Below are 18,923 nucleotides of genomic sequence, written 5' to 3'. Positions count from 1 at the left end.
CATGCGACCAACCAAGGCAGTCGTGAAGCTAAGTGCACTGCGGCATAACTTGGCGCGTGTGAGGCAATATGCCCCTCAGGCCAAAGTGCTGGCCATCGTCAAGGCTGATGCCTATGGCCATGGCCTGCTGCGTTTGCTGCCTGGGCTAACAGATGCAGATGGCTTGGGAGTGCTGCGCATTAACGAAGCACTTTTGTTGCGCGAGGCAGGCTATCGCCGCCCCATACTTTTGCTAGAAGGCGTGTTTTCCGCGGATGAGCTGCACACTGCCAGTGCGCATGACATCAGCATTGTAGTACACCATCAGCAACACATCGCCATGCTGCAAAGCTGCAATCTGGCTAAGCCGCTGTCAATATTTCTCAAAATGAACAGCGGCATGAACCGCCTGGGTTTTGTGCCAGGGGAATATGAACAAGCCTATTTACAGCTCAAGGCATGCCCTGCGGTAGCTGAGATCAACTTGATGACACACTTTGCCACCGCTGATGATGAGCGCGGCATAGTGCAGCAGTTGCAGGTTTTTGAGCGTGCCACTACCAATATTTCCGCCCCCATCAGCCTGGCTAATTCTGCCAGCATCATACGTTACCCAGAAGCGCATAGAGACTGGGTGCGCCCCGGCATTATGCTTTATGGTGCATCGCCAGTAGCAGGCACGGCAGCGAGCAGTTTTGGCCTGCAACCCGTGATGTGCTTTAGCAGTGAGGTAATTGCCATACAAACCCTGCAAGCAGGGCAGGGCTTGGGCTACGGTCAGCAGTATATTGCTGAGCGCGAGACAAGAATTGCTGTTGTGGCCTGTGGCTATGCCGATGGTTATCCTCGTATAGCTCCCAATGGCACACCTATCGGCATAAGTGGGCAGTTAAACCAAGTATTGGGCAGGGTTTCCATGGATATGATGTTTGCGGATATCAGCAATTTGCCCGAGGTGCAGGTAGGTAGCGAGGTAGAACTGTGGGGCGATTTAGTGAGCGTCGATGCAGTGGCTGAAGCTGCTGGGACTGTGGGCTATGAACTATTGTGTGCAGTAGCACCCCGCGTGAAATTTGAGGTAATTGAGTAATGGCCAAGAACAAGACCGTCTACAGCTGCACCGAATGTGGCGGACAAACGCCGAAGTGGCAGGGCCAGTGCCCAGCCTGTATGGCCTGGAACACCTTGGTCGAAACCGTTGCGGAGTCGGCAGTAAGCCAAAATCGCTATTCCGCATTGGCGCAATCCAGTGGTTTGCAAAAGCTTGCTGAGGTGGAAGCGAGCGAAGTACCAAGACGGCCCACAGGCATCACAGAATTTGACCGCGTATTAGGCGGGGGCTTGGTGCCAGGCGGGGTGGTGCTGATAGGAGGTGATCCAGGTATAGGCAAATCCACTCTATTGCTGCAAACCCTGTGCCATCTAGGCAAATACCACGCAGCGATTTACGTCTCCGGTGAAGAGTCCGCCCAGCAAATTGCCATGCGCGCGCGCAGGCTAGGTCTGGACGCTGGCCCAATAGAACTCCTTGCAGAAATCAGCCTGGAAAAAATCCTGGCAACTCTGCAACAGCACAAACCTGATATCGCTGTCATAGACTCCATACAAACCCTATATTCCGAGGCGCTGCAATCAGCGCCAGGCTCGGTGGCGCAAGTTCGAGAATGCTCAGCCAATTGACACGCCTGGGTAAACAACTAGGCATCACCATCATACTGGTGGGGCATGTCACAAAAGAAGGTTCATTGGCTGGCCCACGCGTCTTGGAGCATATCGTTGACACCGTGCTTTACTTCGAGGGCGATCAAAACTCCAGCTTCCGCCTGGTGCGCGCTTTCAAAAACCGTTTTGGCGCAGTCAACGAACTAGGCGTATTTGCCATGACGGAAAAAGGCCTGCGTGAGGTGAGTAACCCTTCTGCCTTATTTCTCTCGCATCATAGCGAACAGGTTTCCGGATCATGCATCACCGTAACGCAAGAGGGTACACGTCCCCTGTTGGTAGAAGTGCAGGCCTTGGTAGATGAAGCACATGCTCCCAATCCCAAAAGGCTATGTTTAGGCCTGGAACAAAACAGATTGGCCATGCTGCTTGCCGTCCTGCATAGGCACGGCGGCGTTGCCTGTTTTGATCAGGACGTCTTTATCAATGCTGTAGGCGGCGTACGGATATCTGAACCTGCGGTGGATTTGGCAGTCTTGCTGGCGATTGTTTCTTCATTAAAAAACAAACCACTAGATAACAAACTAATTGTTTTTGGTGAAGTTGGATTGGCAGGAGAGGTGCGTCCGGTACAACGAGGCCAAGACCGCTTGAAAGAGGCGGTTAAACTAGGGTTTACCCACGCTATCGTGCCAAAATCCAACCTTCCAAAAAACCCAATTTCAGGCCTTGAGATTCAAGGTGTAGAACGCCTTGAACAAGCCTTGCAATTATTACGAAACTCTTAATGGGTGATGTAAAGACATTAGTAAGGCATTGATTTACATCAAAATGTATGACTTACACGCTGCTAAAAAAACCCAGCACGAAGCTGGGATTAAAGAGGGTTTAATAACGAGTTTCATGCCTAACCCCATTGGAGAAAAGATTAGGCACAGGAATTTATACACCTGCAATCCCGACAAAACAAGGATTATTTCCCGAAAAATCCCGAATCTGACTCTAATTGTCTTAGTGCTGCCTTGAATGATTAGGCTGAAGCACGCCGTGCATACTAAGAGACTTCATAAAATACTACGGACAAGTTTAAAAGGGGTACTTAAGGGGTTGGTATCAGACAGCAAGAAAAAATTGCTCCTGGCAGGGTTTATTTACGCCTCTAGGTCGAACTGAAAAGCGTCGATCGCATTATCCCGCTGGATATTCTTAAATTCCCGCAAGACTACTTTGCGGCCGCATATCCGATCCTGGCCAGGTTTAGTCAGGAGCCGCAGCGCATTCATACCATTCAAAAGACTACCCGTTCCGGCCAAGGCAAAATGGATCTGCTGTCCCCAAGCATGTCAGCCAGTTGGAAGTGCATAGACATGATGGCCATGATCTATTTTTGATCACTCAGCACCCCATGCTGATAGATGGCAACCTTCGCCGCCTAGTTGGCCGCCATTACCATGTTGTGCGCTTCTATGGCTTCAACAAGTCTACTATTCATGAATTTACAAGCGTTCGTGAGCAGCTGAAAAGCCTAAAGGGTTCTATGGAAAAACATTTTCCATATCCTAAAGAGGTGTTCACCTGGTACAAGTCATCTGACATGCACACGATGAAAAGGCGCATACCAGCTAGACTTGTCCTGGTCGTGGTACTACCGCTGCTGCTGATTGCTGCACTATGGTGGGGCTATAGAACAATCGCTGGTCTTGGTGAAAATCACCAGGTAGAGGTGCAAAAAGAGCAGGGCGGTATGGTTGACGTTAAGCAGCCCCAGCAGCAGCACCCAGCGCCTCCCCAGGCTCAAAAGCTTGATTGGTATGCCCAGCAGGTTGAGAGAGTGCCAGGCTTGCCCCATACGCGCCCTGTCTATGATGAGATAACAAAGCCAGTCACTGCCCCTATTAATGCCGCCTGCGTCGATTTTCGGGGGCAGTGCAAGTGTTACACCCAGCAGGGTACGGAGTTGGCCACCGACCAGGCGCTATGTAAGCAAATCATCGCCAAAGGCTTCTTCATTGATTTTGACCCCGGCACCTCGGCCGCAGCGAGAGTACAGCAGACGGAACGCGCCAAGCTTATTGCAGACAGACAGCGCCAGGACGAGCTCACCCAGCGTCACTTAGAACGGGCTGCGTCCGAACGAAGTGAAGCCCGCCAGGGTGAGACGGTAGCACCCGCGTCGGTAGACGTTCAGCAGCCAGGGGCTGATGAAGTGCGTAGCCCGTCGAAGATAGCCCGTGAACGCACTGCCGCCTCACAGTGGGCCTTTGACCCTCATAGAGAGAATTAGGGCCGCTATGGCCACGCAAACCGCGCCCAGCCCCGTTTTAGAGGGGCTTTTTTATTGCCTGTCGCTGGCGAAGCGCAGTCGAGACGCCGGGCGACGCCGTAGGCGCGCCAGGGCGGCGCGTCAGCGCTGTCCGCTAGATTTATATTACGGACACATTGCAACCAAGCTCGGCGGTAGGGCTGGTACAATCGGCCCAGGACGGGTTAAAAATAATAAAAATGCTACGTGGATTTAATTCCCAGGGCGTTGATCAGCGTCCCGACTGGGTAAGTGGTGATTTGCATCTTTGGTACTGGATTCTTCGGTGTGAGCGGCCAAGGGCTGCTAAGCGTAGACAGTTGTACCGATTGATAGCAAAAGAAAAACTTCGGCTTGCTGAAATGAATATAGATCAGGAGTTGATTGATGCTACATGCCGATATTTAAGCTCATATAGTTCTGCAAGTGGCGCAAGAATGCTTGAGTTAATGAACTCGCCTTCAAAGCAATTGATTTTAGATTTTTCAAAAAAAACTATAAGGTAAAGTGGATCAATGGATAATAACCAAACTAATGATTTACCAACAAATTTGAAATTACTGCTTATTGATAGGTTTTCAAGCCCACTAATTTTTTCATTTGTTATATCTTGGGTTTTAATTAACTATAGATTTTTTATTATTATTTTTTACACTTCAAAAATTGAGTACAAAATGAAGCTACTCAATTGGTATTTCTTTAGTCCTGATTATTATTTTGTTCTTCCATGCATTGTTTACCCAGCTTTATCAGCAATAGCTTATGTTTTTTGTTACCCGTATGTGAACAGGTTGTCATGAGATTTGTTATTGAGCGCAAGATTCAAGAAATGAAGGATAAAAGTGACCTAGAGAAATCGGCTGTTTTCACTTATGAAGAAGTTAGGAAGCATATAGAAAGGCATGATAATGAGGTGTCTGAACTAAAAAACCAGCTGGCTGCTATTGAACGTTCAGAGGCTTACCATAAACAGCATGCCCAGTTACTGCTTGAACAGATTAACAGTAATGCTCTTGCACAGGGGGCGAACCCAAAAGTATTGTCTACGCCAAGTGATTACAACATTTCACCGGATGAGTATTTATTCATGACTGAGATCGTAGGTTTGGAAAACCAGGGAGAATCATCAGTTGATTGGGACTACTTGATGGGATTTAGTGTTGGTGCAAAAGTAAGCCAGCTTGATTTGAAATTGGCGATTGGGAATCTACAAGAAAAAGGATATTTGTCTATGACACATGATATCGGGGGAAAACCAATTTATTCATTGACTCATAAAGGCAGAGCCTTCTACAGGCAAATGAGGGATGGCATAACTACGCCACGAGCTGCTGATTAGCTGCTGGTTCATTCATTAGCCTTTGGGAAGGCCAATCTTCCAAATACTGGGTGACTCCATGAGAAGGAATAATAACAATAACGCTTCCATTATTTAACATAATATACATTATGCGACACAATGAAGAATGCCTCTCGCGGTTTCTCACCCAGTCGAAACTCATTTGCATAATCGGTTTCTTCATCAACTCCATCATGCGATGGTCTGTAAGGACGCTAATGCTGATTAAGTACCTGAACGCCACCTCTATCAACTCTTGATCAATGCTCGCTGTGCTGTGCTTTTTCCCCGCATTTATCAAAAGCCTTCCAACATGGGGGGATCCTTGCCTTATAATTCAAGTCATGATTCGTCGCGCCATTCTGATTCTGCTTATGCTCGTGCTGCCTATACAGGCCTCCTGGGCGGTTGCTGTTGGCTTTTGCCAGCATGAGCAAGGCGTTGCGGCAAGCCATTTTGGCCATCATGATCACCAGCATGATGATGCCAGCGGTGATGATGTTTCAGGCAAGTATTCATCCCAAGTAGATCGAGATTGTGGCTATCATCACCAGGCCTCGCCACATTGGCTGGCTGTGTTGCCTCAGTTGCCTCACGTCTACATCAGTGCACAAAATCTAAACCCTACTACCCAGCTTTATCTCTCAGAAGCAATCGCTGCTCGACCTGAACGGCCCAACTGGCATTTCGCTACTTAGCGGCGAGTGCATATGCCTGTCTTATCCTGATTAGAATCCCTGCGCTCGCCAATCCGTTTATCGATTGGAGAATTTGCAATGAGATTCATGATGCAACTGCTATGTCTGGCAGTCATGCTGTACCACTACTCTAGTTTTGCTCAAACGTTAGGCGTAAACCCCCTGCCCAGTTTTGCTGAGCGCCTGCAAGAGCCAGAGACCAACCTAAGCCTGGCGCAAGCCCTGCAACTTGCGGCCACTGCCAATCCAGATCTGGTGGTGGTTTTGCGTGAGGTTGAGGCTGCGGCGGCTAGCAGAATACAAGCAGGTTTGTTGCGCAACCCAGAGCTTTCCATGGAGATGGAAGATACCCGCAGCTCAAGGCGACAAACTACTTATTGGCTAGGCCAACCTTTAGAGTTGGGGGGTAAGCGCGGCGCCCGGGTAGAGGCGGCTGAACGCTCTAGAGAGGTGGCTGAAGCTGATTTTCAGGTTCAGCTTTCTGCGCTGCGCGGCGCTGTGGTGCAGCGTTTTTATGAGGTGTTGGCTGCGCAGGAGCGCTATCGCTTGGCGCAAAGCTCTATGGACTTAGCTCAACGAGGCTTGGATGTGGCCGGGCGCAGGGTAATTGCGGGCAAGGTTTCGCCTGTTGAAGAAACTCGCGCCAAGGTGGCGGCCTCCAGTGTCAGGATAGAGCTAACCCAGGCGAATGCTGATTTGCTCAATGCCAGAAGGCGCTTGAGTGCCTTATGGGGTAACCCTGCCCCGCACTTTGCTCAAGCAGAAGGGCAGCTGGAAATCTTGCCATTTCTTCCCGCCCTAAATGATCTCAATGCCTTGCTGGAGCAAGCCCCAGAAGTTGTTAGAGCACAAAAAGAGACCATTAGGCGCGATGCCATGCTCAAGTCTGAGGAAACAAAAAAATACCCTGACCTTATTTTACGTGGTGGCGTGCAACGAAATGAAGCGATCAACGACAACGTCAGCGTGGTGGGTCTGGCGATGGCCTTGCCAATTTTTGACCGTAATCAGGGCAATATCCAGGCAGCCAGAGTTCGAGTTGATCAAGCCAGGGATGAGCAGTTTGCGACAGATATCAGGTTAAGGCGCGATATTGCCCAGGCGCATGAGCGCCTTTCAGCCGCAATTTTGGAGGTTAACTACATGCGCGACGATATTCTGCCTGGCGCGCAAAGCGCGGTGGATGCCACGACAAAAGGTTTTGAACGCGGCAAGTTTGATTTTCTTGATGTACTTGATGCCCAGCGCACTTTGTTTGCTGCCAGAGGCCAATACATCAGGGCTTTAGGCGAGGTGCAAAGAGCGGTGGCCGAGGTTGAGTCCATTCTCGGGCCACAAGGCGGATCTTTGTTTAATGCTACACAGCCACAGAATTAAGGTTAGATCATGAAAAACAAGCAAATCATCGCCATTGTCGGCATTTTCCTCGTGGCTACAGTAGTGATTGCCCTTATTTTAGGCAGCGGTGCGCAAGCCCCCTCCTCCACTGATCAAGCCCACACTGCCGAGCAAAGTACGCAACAAAACGGTGTAAAAGGGGCAGCCTCAGAAAATCATCAAGGCCATCATGCGCCAGGCGCCATAGAGATGAGCCCGGAACAGGCAAGTACCGCGGGCATCACTATTGCCAGCGCTGAGCCTGCGGATATCAGTTCCAGCTTGACCCTGCCAGGAGAAATACGTTTTAACCAGGACAGAACTGCGCATATCGTGCCCAGAGTCGATGGCATTGTGGAAAATGTCACGGTGGACATAGGTCAGCAGGTAAAAAAAGACCAGCTGCTGGCCATTATTTCCAGCACCACCATTTCCGAATTGCGTAGCGATGCCATGGCGGCGCAAAAGCGTTTGGGGTTGGCCAGGACGATTTTTGAACGCGAAAAAGAGCTATGGCTAGAGAAAATATCCGCAGAGCAGGACTATCTGCAAGCGCAACAGGCCTTGCAGGAGGCTGAGATCAATGTGCAAAACACTAGCCAGAAGCTACAGGCATTGGGCACCTCTGCGTCTGCAAAAGGTGGGCTCAATCGCTACGAATTACGTGCCCCCTTCGGCGGTTTGATTGTCGAGCGCCACATCACTTTAGGTGAGTCTACCCAAGCCAATGTTAACGTCATGACATTGGCTGACCTGTCCTCGGTCTGGGCAGAAATAGTGGTGTCAGCCAGAGATTTAAATCATGTAAAGCTAGGCAGTCAGGTCACCGTAAAAGCTACTTCTCTGCAAGCTGAATCCCAAGGGGTAGTGTCATTTGTCGGTGCCTTGCTGGGTGAGCAAACCAGAACAGCTACCGCCAGAGTTACCTTGCCCAACCCAGATGCAAGTTGGCGGCCGGGCTTGTTTGTTGAAGTGGAAGTCACTGCAGCGGTAGTCAATGTTCCGGTGAGCGTGGCTGCTGAGGCTCTGCAAACCCTAGAAGGTCAGACGGTGGTTTTTGTGCCCAATACCCATGGCTACCAGGCGCTTGCGGTGCAAGCCGGGCGTAGTGATGGCAAAAAGGTGGAGATTATTTCCGGCTTGCAAGCTGGTGCTGCTTATGTGTCACACGGCAGCTTTGTATTGAAATCTGAGCTCGGCAAAGACTCCGCCGGGCATGAGCATTAAACCGGGGAGATCAATATGTTAGAGCGCATACTCCAGCTGGCGATAGCCCAGCGCTGGCTGGTTCTACTGCTTACCCTGGCCATGGCCGCTTTGGGTCTGTTCAGTTACCAAAAACTGGCTATTGATGCCGTGCCTGATATCACCAATGTTCAGGTGCAAATCAATACCAAAGCGCCTGGATACTCCCCACTTGAAACAGAGCAACGGGCAACTTTCGCCATAGAAACCGCCATGGCGGGCATGCCCAAGCTTAAGCAAGTACGTTCGCTTTCACGCTATGGCCTCTCACAGGTAACGGTGGTGTTTGAGGATGGGACCGATATCTACTTTGCCAGACAGATGGTGAATGAGCGCCTGCAAAGCGCAAAGGAAAGTCTCCCCCAAGGGGTGGTCCCGGAGATGGGCCCTATTTCTACAGGCTGGGAGAAATATTGCTCTGGACGGTGGAAGCCGAGCCAGGTGCACACAAGCCCGATGGCTCAGCTTATAGCTTGGCCGATTTACGCGAAATCCAGGACTGGATCATCCGTCCGCAATTACGCACGGTTCCTGGCGTGACTGAAATCAATGCTATCGGCGGTTACAGCAAGGAGTACCTGGTCTCCCCTATTCCCTCCCGACTTTCTTCTTATGGTCTGAGCTTGCAGGATGTCACCTCGGCACTGGCAAGAAATAACAAAAATGTCGGTGCGGGATATATAGAAAAAAATGGCGAGCAATATTTGGTGCGCGCCCCTGGCCAGCTCACCTCGATTGAAGATATCCAAGAGCTGGTTGTGGCCCATGCCAGCGGGTTGCCCATCAAGATCAAGGATATTGGCGAGGTCAGCATAGGCAAAGAGTTGCGTACCGGGGCTGCCACCGAAAACGGCCGTGAAGTAGTGCTGGGGACGGTGTTTATGCTGCTAGGAGAAAACAGCCGGGCTGTGGCAGCAGCGGCGGCAAGCCGACTCAAGGAAATTAATACAACCCTGCCCCAAGGCGTAGTGGCTATACCTGTGTACGACAGAACGGTGCTGGTAGACAAGGCCATCAATACCGTGAAAAACAATCTGCTTGAAGGCGCAGCATTGGTGATTGCCGTGTTATTCCTGTTTCTTGGCAATTTCAGGGCGGCCTTGATCACCGCCATGGTCATTCCACTGGCCATGCTGTTCACCTTCAGTGGCATGGTCAGCAACAAGGTCAGCGCCAATTTGATGAGTCTGGGCGCGCTGGATTTTGGCATTATCATTGATGGTGCGGTAGTGATTGTCGAAAACTGTATCCGCCGCCTGGCGCATGCCCAGCAACTACAGGGCCGCTTGCTGACGCGCGAAGAAAGGTTGGCTGAGGTGTTCAGCGCAGCCAAGGAGGTCAGACGCCCGCTGATCTTTGGTCAGCTCATCATCATGCTGGTCTATCTGCCGATCTTTGCGCTCACCGGAGTGGAAGGCAAAATGTTCCACCCCATGGCCTATACGGTGGTGATTGCCTTAATCGGCGCCATGATACTGACACTGACATTCATTCCGGCGGCCATCGCCATTTTTGTCAATGGGCCGCTAGCCGAGCAAGAAAGCACACTGGTCAGGCTAGCCAAACAGCGCTATGCAAGCATTTTGAACTGGGTCATGGCCAATCACATGGTGGTTGCTGTGTTCGTGGCGGCGATGTTGATTGTCACAGGCGTGATGGCCAGCAGAATGGGCAGCGAGTTTATCCCTAGCCTGAATGAGGGGGATTTTGCCATTCAGGCGCTACGCATACCCAGCACCAGCCTGACGCAATCTGTAGCCATGCAACAAGAAATTGAGCACAGCCTGATGGCCCAGTTCCCCGAGATAGAACGCGTATTTGCCAGAACTGGCACGGCCGAAATTGCTTCAGACCCCATGCCTCCCAACATCTCTGACGGTTACATCATGCTCAAACCCAGGGCGCAATGGCCAGACAGCAAGAAGTCCAGAGCTGTGTTGCTGGCCGAAATACAACAAGCCACCGCCAAGCTTGCAGGCAATAACTATGAGTTTTCCCAGCCTATCCAGCTAAGATTCAATGAGTTGCTTTCAGGCGTGCGTAGTGATGTCGCCGTTAAAGTATTTGGTGATGATATGGCCGTGCTTAACCACACTGGCAATAAGATTGCCGATGCCTTGCAATCCATACCCGGAGCTTCCGAGGTTAAGGTGGAACAAACCACAGGGCTGCCTATGCTCAATATTGAAATTGAGCGCGACAAGGCTGCGCGTTACGGGCTAAATATTGGAGATGTGCAGGATGCCATTGGTATCGCGATTGGCGGCCAGACTGCAGGCTTGCTATTTGAGGGGGATCGCCGCTTTGATATTGTTGTACGGCTGCCGGAAAAGCTGCGTGAAGATCTCTTCGCTCTGAAACAACTGCCTATTCCCTTGCCAGTTGCGAATGCCCCCGTCACTTATATCCCTCTTGGTGAGATTGCCAAGCTATCTATCATTGAAGGCCCCAACCAGATCAGTCGAGAAAACGGCAAGCGCCGAGTGGTGGTAAGTGCCAATGTGCGAGAAAGAGATCTGGGCAGTTTTGTTAGTGATGTGGAGCAGACTATCAAGCAGCAGGTGGCTATCCCTTCAGGATATTGGACACGATTAGGCGGTCAATTTGAAAATCTGCAATCCGCCAGCCAACGCTTGCAGTTAGTGGTGCCGCTGTCACTGATGCTGGTGTTTGTGCTGCTATTCATGATGTTTAACAACCTCAAGGATGGCTTGTTGGTATTCACGGGCATTCCATTTGCCCTCACTGGCGGGATTGTCGCCTTATGGCTGAGGGATATCCCGTTTTCCATTTCAGCGGGCATTGGTTTTATCGCGCTTTCGGGCGTGGCAGTGCTGAATGGCTTGGTCATGCTGAGCTTTATCCAGCAACTGCGCAGTCAAGGTAAACCGCTGAGCAATGCCGTGCATGAAGGCGCTTTGAGCAGGTTGAGGCCCGTGCTGATGACAGCGCTTGTTGCCTCACTTGGTTTTATCCCGATGGCGATTGCCACGGGTACAGGCGCCGAGGTGCAAAGGCCGCTGGCGACCGTGGTCATTGGTGGCATTTTGTCTTCAACCGCCCTAACTTTGCTGGTACTGCCTATGCTTTATCAGTTGGTTTACCGAGAGCGCTGAACATCGTCTGTCTGGGGTCAGAACCCACTGGCCCCAGAGATTGCGCGCAATGGTATTGCAAGCTGTGCAAATTTATTCGACAAGTCATCAAATTAAATATTTACTTTATTGATAATTCGTTAAAGAATGTAAGCTGTCTTACACGTCATTGTGCTGTTGATGCTATTTCGCCAGTTCCGTCAGCTTTCTTTGTTGATCACACTCATCGTTGCATGCCTGCAGGGCATAGTGCCGCTTTTGCATGCGCACGCGGCAGATCCTGCCAACATAAATGCCCAAACTGGCATCCATTTGCATGAAGTCAACGCACAATCCCTAGAAACTTATGCTGGTCACTCCCTGCTACCCGACAGTACGCATGCCATGGAAGTTGGCCTTGCGCGTCAATCCAGAGATGCCCTGCTGCTGATACCCATACTAGCTCTGTTTGTTCTGCTGGCGGTGAGCTATGGATTAACTCTCCATATTTCTCCCTGGCTGCAACGCCAGGTGCATTACATCCCCACTCCCCGTTATTTCAGCTCGCTGCTACGAGCTCCCCCGCAACACTGATGCGCTAGATAGCTCTTGCCGCCATGGTTGGCGGCTGTTGATCACCCGCCCCTCAGCTTGATACTGCTGGTTGGCGTATTCAAATCAGTGTTGTAAAAAATGAATATTCTCTATATCAAATATGCCCTGGGCCGAGTGCTGCATGACTTGGTGTTTTGCAGCCAGGCCGATAGCTGGATGGTGCGCCTGGCCTTGTTATTAATTACTGCATTGTTGGCAGGATGGATCATCCTCGGCATGCAAAGTGCAATCGCCTGGGTTTTTGCCAGCTTGGTATTAGCGGTTTTGCTCCTTCTGGCACAATCCAGCTTGCGGCAGATACGTAAGGACTTCGAAGAAGATATTGAACAGCAGGTGCTGGTGATAGGGGTTGGCGATACTAAAGGGCTAATCACGGCAGTGCCTGCCCACATACGCGGTCAGCGCGTTAGCTATGAATTACCTCATCCCACGCGATCCCTCAAACACTTGATGAGTGTTGAGCAAAAAATCAATGAAGCACTGCATTATCAGTCCTCCGCAGGCGTAAAAGTCATCTACGCTGGGCAGGCGCCCTTGCCTATCGCTTTCCTTATGGGTTTCTATTTAGGTAACACCCGCATAGATGCCATCATGGATAAGACAGCGAGTCATGGTTCATGGCAGTTACTGGATGCACTCGATGATGGTGCAAGATTTGAAACGCACGGATTGGAACAGTTAAAACCAGGCATGCGGGAAGTCACCATCATACTGCATTGTGATGGGGCTGGCAGTGGCACATCCATCAATGATGAACCTGCCTGGTCTTTATCCCAATACCCCAACGGCAACATCGTAGTGTCCATGATGCTGGCCGGATCAACACAGGCCAGCTTGTCGGCATCCAAGCAGATCTGTCTGGCTAATCAGTTTGCTGCTGTACTGCATGCATTGGCAGATCATGGGGTAGCCACCGTACATTTACACTATATGGCCCCATAGCCTGTTGTTTAATCTGGGGCGACAATATCGACGCCTGCAACAGCCTGCAATCATCGTTTACTCCCAAGGCAAGGGTTTATCCGAGCCTTGGGGTATACGCATACCTGCCAGCGCCCATGAGGCAGCCAAGATAATTGCAGCGGAGCATGTAGATCAACCCGCAAAGTATCTGGCTGGCTTGCCTGCAATAGGGGGCCAGTTCACGCCCAAGGCTTGCGGTCTGAGCTGTTGATGTCTTATGAGCAAGATGACTAAAGTGCTTAGCCAGCAGGCTTTTGATTTAAGACAGGCGGGGCTTTCTTGGATGGAAGTGGGCAGGCAAATGAATCTCAGCGCCTCATTTGTCAGGCATCTGGCGATTTATAACGAAAGCCTGCAGCAGCGGCCTGCGGTTTGGACAGATGGCCTTCAAGCTACCCACGGTGTTGCCTTGCGCAATGCGGGTTTTTCCAGCAAGAGTGAGGTGTTAGCGGCACTGCAGCAAGAGCCTGCGCTATTGTTGAATCATGTGGGCATAGATAAACGCGCGCTGGAGAAAATCATCGCCTGGGCGCAGTTACAAGCCTGAAACCAAAATATCAGGGTGGTATTTTCAGGCGGCCAAGCGTCAAAAGTTAACTGGATGCACTGGTTGGGCCAAATAACATCTGACAGCCGCTAGTTCATGAACCCAGCTCAACCTGGCCGTAACCGAGCAATGTCCCCGTCGTGTAGGCAATATCAATCAATGCGGCTTGGTAAGCCACCATGGCGCGTATTTCCTTGATTTGCGATTCCCCCAGGCGGCTGAGCATTTCCAACACCTCAGTCATATTGCGCAGCCCTTCATTGAACTGCTTAAGCTCACCGTCATAATTGACGCTGGCCAGCATCACCTGCTGACGGGCAGCGATAATGCGCTGCCAATGCTGCTCTGCCTGATCCACACCATCATGAATTTCGCGTTTGACCGTGAGCACCTGTAGTTCCTTGGTTGCCAGGCGTTGCATACGTTGCTGCACTGCCTGCTGCAATTGATTGAGTCTGGCCTCGTTAGTCATGGGCAGCTCGAAGCGCAAACCCACAGACCACTCACTGAAGCGGTTATCAAATGGGCTGTCATAGGCACGTGACAAACTAGTGGTGCCTGCCGATAGTGCCCCATAGCTGTAATCCAGAGTAAACAGCGGCAAGGTCTGGTTTTGCAGGTAATCAATCTTATTGATATCCGCAGCCAGCTTGAGTTCAAGCTCTAGCAGTTCCAGCCTGCCTTGTATGGCAGAGGCAATCAGCTTGTCAGTTTCAAACTCATAATGCACCAGGATAGGCTCAGACTGTGGCCGTATCATGGCCTGACCTTCCATCGTGTATTGCGGGTCATTGAGCAAAAACTGCAATTGGCGCTGACTCAGCTGCAAGCGGGTTTTGGCAACAATCAAGGCTTCTATGCGGTCGGAAACACCAATTTCGGCCCGGCTGGCTTCAATACTGGCAACCAAGCCCTCCTCCACCCTGCGGCGTACCATTTCCAGATTGCGAGCCGCCAGATCATATTGCTGACGCCTGACATCCAGCTCAGCCCAGGCGGCATATAAGTCCCAGTAAGCCTTGTCTATCAGGGACACGATACGGATGGATTGCAAGCGCGTCTTGGCATCCACAGCCTGCCTATCCAAGTCGGCAATGCGTATGCTGGCCTCATTCACCTTCACCCCGGCATTGCGCAGCAGCGGTTGGCTGATAGAAAAACGTGTGGCACGGCGATACTCATCCGTACCCAAACTGCCTTCCGTCAGCTTGCGCTCAAATGGCGTACTCACGCGCACTGTACCGCCAGTGCGCAAGGGAATGGCAATACCGGCCTCACCATCCAGATAATCAATTTGCTGTTCAGCCTTGTTAAGTTTGACCAGCTGCCCATCAAGGTCAGCATCTTCAGCTTTCAGCTGCACAATATCGCCGCTGGTCAACGGGCGGTTCTCGCGGCTGCGTTTCAGGCTGGCGTAGATGATGTTATCGAACTTGGCACGCTCTGCCCCTAAGGCACTTTGTGCAATTTGCGGGTCAAACTGCACCACCTTGAGTGAAAGGTTGTTTTGCAGCGCCCTGGCGCGCACATCAGCGAGGGTCAGCCCATGCTCAACGCCATTAAGCGCTAATTGCGGCACCTGCGCTTGCGGAGCGGCTTGTGCATTCAGTACATCATCCAGCTTGATATTGAGCTTTTGCGGCGCAGACAATTTGTACTGTTGTTGGGCATTGCGGGTACTTTGCTCCAAACTCTCTTTGCCCACGCTCATGGCATCAAGGTCTATGCGCTCAGGCAAGGCAATGAGCTGGTCCGTAGTCGCGCCAGTCGCGGTAATGTCTGCCGCCTGCAGCGGCCAGGCTGTGGTCAGGCTCAGGCCTGCAATCAGCATAGTGCAAGGGATCAAGCGTTTCATGTAGTGCCCGGCGTGGTCAGCTTAGGTACACGTGGCGGGAAGCCGTTCAAGATACGCCAGATTTCATAGCCTATGGAAACCTCTTCCAGCAGTATCCAGCCGCGCGAAGAACTGCCCTGGCGCAAGAAGCGCTCTGAAGGCCATTTCTGCACGCTTTCATCTGGCACTACCATGACACGGAAACGCCCGGTACCATCATCACTGTTATCGACAAAAGCCACTTTGCCAGCAAATGTACCAATGGCAACATTGGGCCAGCCAGAAACCTGCAACGCTGGCCAACCATCAAACTCCAGACGCACCCGGCTACCAGGCACAATCAAGGCGGCATCCAACCCACTAACGTTCAGTTCCACCGCCTGCTGTTCGGTATCTGGAATAATCACCAGCAGCGGCTGCCCCTGGCTGATAATTTGAGATTGCGAGTTGACTGGCACCCTGAACACCGTGCCCGCGCGCGGTGCCTTGAGCAATTGCGATTGTTGCCGGGAAAGGTTGATTTCCAGATTGCTCAGCTCATTTTGGCTATCGGCCACTTCCGAGCCTATCTTGCTGATCAAGGCACGGCTGGCATCAATGCTGGCATCGGTTTCAGCCTTGACCTGTACCAGGTTGGCATCTGCGCTTTTTTCTTCGGCACGGACTGAAGCCAGGCTGGCTTTGGCACTATTCAATGCTCTTAATGCCACAGCGGCATCTCGCGCAGCCAGCTCAACCTCGCGCCTGGAAACCAGGCCTTCCTCTACCAGGCGCTGCATACGTGATACCTGAAAATCAGCCGCATCGCTGGTCGCCTGGGCAGACTCCACATTTTCAGTAGCGGTCACCACTTTTTGCCTGGCCACAACCAGGTTGTAATCAGCCGCGGCCACCTTGGCCTGGCGTACGGTCAACAGGTTTTGCAACTGCACCTGATAGGCTTGTAGCTCATCCTGCTTGGCTTTGAGCTTGGCGGCACTGGTTTGCTGTTGCGCGATCAATCTATCTTTAAAGCTGGGATCCACATCGCGGATTTCCAGCAAGGGGTCACCCTCCTTGACGCGCGCACCCTCGCGCACAAACCATTGCTTGATCACGCCACCCACTGGCGCATCCACACTCTGACGTCGCTCTAGTGGCGCAAACGCAGTCACCGCCCCCATGGCTTGCACATTTTGTTGCCAGGGCAAAAACAGCATCAAAGTAGGCGCAATAAAGCATAACAATACAATCCAGAGCAGGATGCGCTTCACCACTCTCGGCGTTGCGGTGTAATGCAGGAACTGTTGATTATCAATGACCATGATCAAGCAACTCCAGCGTCAATATTTGTTGGCAGCGCTGAGCAATGGCAGCATGACGCGTCATGATAATCACGCTGCACTCGCTCAGGCCCAGCAGCAGGGGCAAGGCGCGGTTTAGGTCTGCCTCATCCAGATAATCCAGCAAGCCATCCACGATCAACAGCCCAGGCTGGCCTATGATGCCTCGAGCCAGCATCAAGAGATTGATTTGCGTGGTGGAAAGTGGAGAGCCATTAACTGCAAGTGAGGTATTGAGACCATCCTTAAACTGGTTGATGCTATTCATCAACCCAAGCTTGCTTAGCAGCTGCGTAACCTCAGACAAGGGCAGGTCCTCACGCCCTATCAGTACATTCTCGATAATGCTGCCATCTATGACTTCGAGCTTGCCTACGCAACCTATGTGTTGTCGCAACTGATTGAGGTTGAACTGCTCAAGCGTCATGTCATTGAATGCCACATGACCATGCTCGGGCTGGCGCAGCCCGGTGAGCAAGGCCGCCAATGAAGACTTGCCACTGCCTGCAACCCCCAGCACCGCCAGGCTTTGACCAGGCGGCAAGGTAAAGCTGATGCCAGATTGGGAGGCGGTATGGCGCAAGTAATCATAGCCAAGATTGACGGCGCTTAACTTGATGGGCCGCTCAATATTGATTTGTCGCAATGGGGCTTTTTCCTGAGGTAAATCCTGGATATAGCCTATCTTGTCCAGACTGGCGAGCAGGTCGTAATAATATTCAAGCTGGCCAATAAAGCGCAGGAAAGAAGCCAGCACAGCAAAAATTATCAGCTCTGCCGCGACAAACTGCCCAAGGTTGATCTGCCCCTTGATGACCAAGGTCCCCCCCAGCGCCAGCATGGCTGTGCCGCCCAAGGCATAGATGATGACCCCACCCAGATATTGCTTGATCAGCACCCGAAAATGCGCACTGCGTTTTTTCAGGTACTCCCCTGCCAGTTGATGGGTACGCTCCTGTGCCAGACTAACGCCTGAGGAAAATTTGAAAGTATTGAGATTACGCGCGATGGTTTCCAGCCAGGCGGCCAGCTCAAACTTGGCATGCGATTCGGCAATCGCCGTCAAAGGCGCTTTACGGCCTATGACATAGACAATCACCACAATGATCAGCATTACCAGTGCCACTACCACGGCAAAATACAGGCTATAGAAAATCAGAATCAGGCTGCCTACCAGCGCTTGCAATATGGTGGCCACGCCTATGGTCAACAAGGTGGCCACAGACTTCTGCACTGAGGTTACTTCAAAGAAGCGATTAACTAATTCCTGCAGATCATCCACATCAGCTGCATCATATTTCGCGCCCTGGGTCTTGTCCGCGGCGTCGGTGGCAATGCGGCAGAAAATGCGCCGCTGAATCAGCTCGACGATAAAAATCTCCAGCACGTAAAACAAGCCAGCAAACAGCAAAAACACAAACAACATAAAGGAAATGATGAGCAGTGGCTTCAGCAAGCTGCCCATAGTGACGGTATTGATCAACGCCTGTACCGAGATAGGGATAGCGAGGTTAATGAACCCCACTCCCCCCATCAGAATGATAATGAGCAGGATATCTTTGCGTTCCAGGCTCAGCAGATCAAACAGTCGCTGTCTTGGCTGCATCTTGTGGCTATGCGTCGTATGTAAAGTGTCGTTATTCATTGTATGGTTCACTCAAGCACAGCAAAACGACCCTGGCATTAAGGATTAAGTTCGCAAGCGCTCAAGGCCGCAGGGGAAAATATTTAAACTGATAACTGCAGATGTGCTCATCGTTGCTGCACTGGAGAAGGATAACCGTGTCGTGTGCTGATTTGATGATGATATTAACCCATGGCAAGCACTAGGCCTGGGATTTTACAGATACCCATGGAGTTTATGTGTGAAGTTTGGCTAGAAATGGGGAAAACTGCAGCACTTGCGAGCAGAGCTTTAGACGTGGGATAGCAAAAGCAGGCTTTTGATAGACAGACGTTGCAGCGC

Annotated in this window: 12 protein-coding genes and 2 pseudogenes; 10 read left to right on the top strand and 4 right to left on the bottom strand. The window is 51.4% G+C overall.

What is annotated here, in order from left to right:
* Position 1: 1 nt before the first annotated feature.
* The 4 genes and pseudogenes from alr to JCM2850_RS03505 all read left to right on the top strand — a co-directional run bounded on the left by alr (position 2) and on the right by JCM2850_RS03505 (position 5,282).
* Positions 2 to 1,069: an alanine racemase gene (gene alr / locus JCM2850_RS03530; protein WP_025869800.1), complete on the top strand. Its 1,068-nt coding sequence runs from the start codon at positions 2 to 4 to the stop codon at positions 1,067 to 1,069.
* A pseudogene (radA, locus tag JCM2850_RS16830) lies at positions 1,069 to 2,429 on the top strand (DNA repair protein RadA). The gene alr and the pseudogene radA overlap by 1 nt, the downstream one beginning before the upstream one ends.
* Before the next feature lie 569 nt (positions 2,430 to 2,998).
* Positions 2,999 to 3,925, top strand: a complete 927-nt coding sequence (locus JCM2850_RS16825) for a zonular occludens toxin domain-containing protein (protein ID WP_234406076.1) — start codon at positions 2,999 to 3,001, stop codon at positions 3,923 to 3,925.
* A gap of 814 nt (positions 3,926 to 4,739) precedes the next feature.
* Positions 4,740 to 5,282 carry a hypothetical protein gene (locus tag JCM2850_RS03505; protein WP_148301182.1) on the top strand — a complete coding sequence of 181 codons (543 nt, stop codon included), beginning with the start codon at positions 4,740 to 4,742 and terminating at the stop codon, positions 5,280 to 5,282.
* 260 nt (positions 5,283 to 5,542) lie between these two features.
* On the opposite strand, the gene JCM2850_RS21360 is transcribed toward JCM2850_RS03505, so the two are convergent.
* Entirely contained in the window at positions 5,543 to 5,761 is a 219-nt protein-coding gene (locus JCM2850_RS21360; RefSeq protein ID WP_148301181.1) for a hypothetical protein, read from the bottom strand.
* 306 nt (positions 5,762 to 6,067) lie between these two features.
* On the opposite strand from JCM2850_RS21360, the gene JCM2850_RS03490 reads away from it, so the two are divergent.
* The 6 genes and pseudogenes from JCM2850_RS03490 (at position 6,068) to JCM2850_RS03460 (ending at position 13,801) form a co-directional block, all read left to right on the top strand.
* Positions 6,068 to 7,357 (top strand): TolC family protein, encoded by a 1,290-nt coding sequence (locus JCM2850_RS03490; protein WP_234406060.1) that lies wholly within the window; start codon positions 6,068 to 6,070, stop codon positions 7,355 to 7,357.
* A gap of 9 nt (positions 7,358 to 7,366) precedes the next feature.
* Entirely contained in the window at positions 7,367 to 8,584 is a 1,218-nt protein-coding gene (locus tag JCM2850_RS03485; RefSeq protein ID WP_025869793.1) for an efflux RND transporter periplasmic adaptor subunit, read from the top strand.
* 15 nt (positions 8,585 to 8,599) lie between these two features.
* A pseudogene (locus tag JCM2850_RS16820) lies at positions 8,600 to 11,718 on the top strand (efflux RND transporter permease subunit).
* A 159-nt stretch (positions 11,719 to 11,877) separates the two neighbouring features.
* A complete protein-coding gene (locus JCM2850_RS03475; protein WP_159105117.1) occupies positions 11,878 to 12,270 on the top strand; it encodes a hypothetical protein in 393 nt (130 codons plus the stop codon).
* A 99-nt stretch (positions 12,271 to 12,369) separates the two neighbouring features.
* Entirely contained in the window at positions 12,370 to 13,233 is an 864-nt protein-coding gene (locus JCM2850_RS03470; RefSeq protein ID WP_025869789.1) for an SAVED domain-containing protein, read from the top strand.
* Between the two features lie 247 nt (positions 13,234 to 13,480).
* Positions 13,481 to 13,801: a hypothetical protein gene (locus tag JCM2850_RS03460; RefSeq protein WP_148301180.1), complete on the top strand. Its 321-nt coding sequence runs from the start codon at positions 13,481 to 13,483 to the stop codon at positions 13,799 to 13,801.
* Between the two features lie 94 nt (positions 13,802 to 13,895).
* Here JCM2850_RS03460 and JCM2850_RS03455 read toward each other — a convergent pair whose 3' ends face one another.
* The 3 genes from JCM2850_RS03455 to JCM2850_RS03445 are packed head-to-tail and all read right to left on the bottom strand — an operon-like array spanning position 13,896 to position 18,602.
* Positions 13,896 to 15,656 carry a TolC family protein gene (locus tag JCM2850_RS03455; RefSeq protein WP_036265391.1) on the bottom strand — a complete coding sequence of 587 codons (1,761 nt, stop codon included), beginning with the start codon at positions 15,654 to 15,656 and terminating at the stop codon, positions 13,896 to 13,898.
* A complete protein-coding gene (locus JCM2850_RS03450) occupies positions 15,653 to 16,939 on the bottom strand; it encodes an HlyD family secretion protein (protein WP_025869784.1) in 1,287 nt (428 codons plus the stop codon). The genes JCM2850_RS03455 and JCM2850_RS03450 overlap by 4 nt, the downstream gene beginning before the upstream one ends.
* Positions 16,929 to 18,602 carry an ATP-binding cassette domain-containing protein gene (locus JCM2850_RS03445; RefSeq protein WP_025869783.1) on the bottom strand — a complete coding sequence of 558 codons (1,674 nt, stop codon included), beginning with the start codon at positions 18,600 to 18,602 and terminating at the stop codon, positions 16,929 to 16,931. Before JCM2850_RS03445 ends, JCM2850_RS03450 begins: the two co-directional genes overlap by 11 nt.
* Between the last annotated feature and the right edge of the window lie 321 nt (positions 18,603 to 18,923).

It is taken from the genome of Methylobacillus glycogenes JCM 2850 (assembly GCF_000617925.1).
Classification (GTDB): domain Bacteria; phylum Pseudomonadota; class Gammaproteobacteria; order Burkholderiales; family Methylophilaceae; genus Methylobacillus; species Methylobacillus glycogenes.
This window is presented reverse-complemented; position numbering and strand designations above follow the sequence as displayed.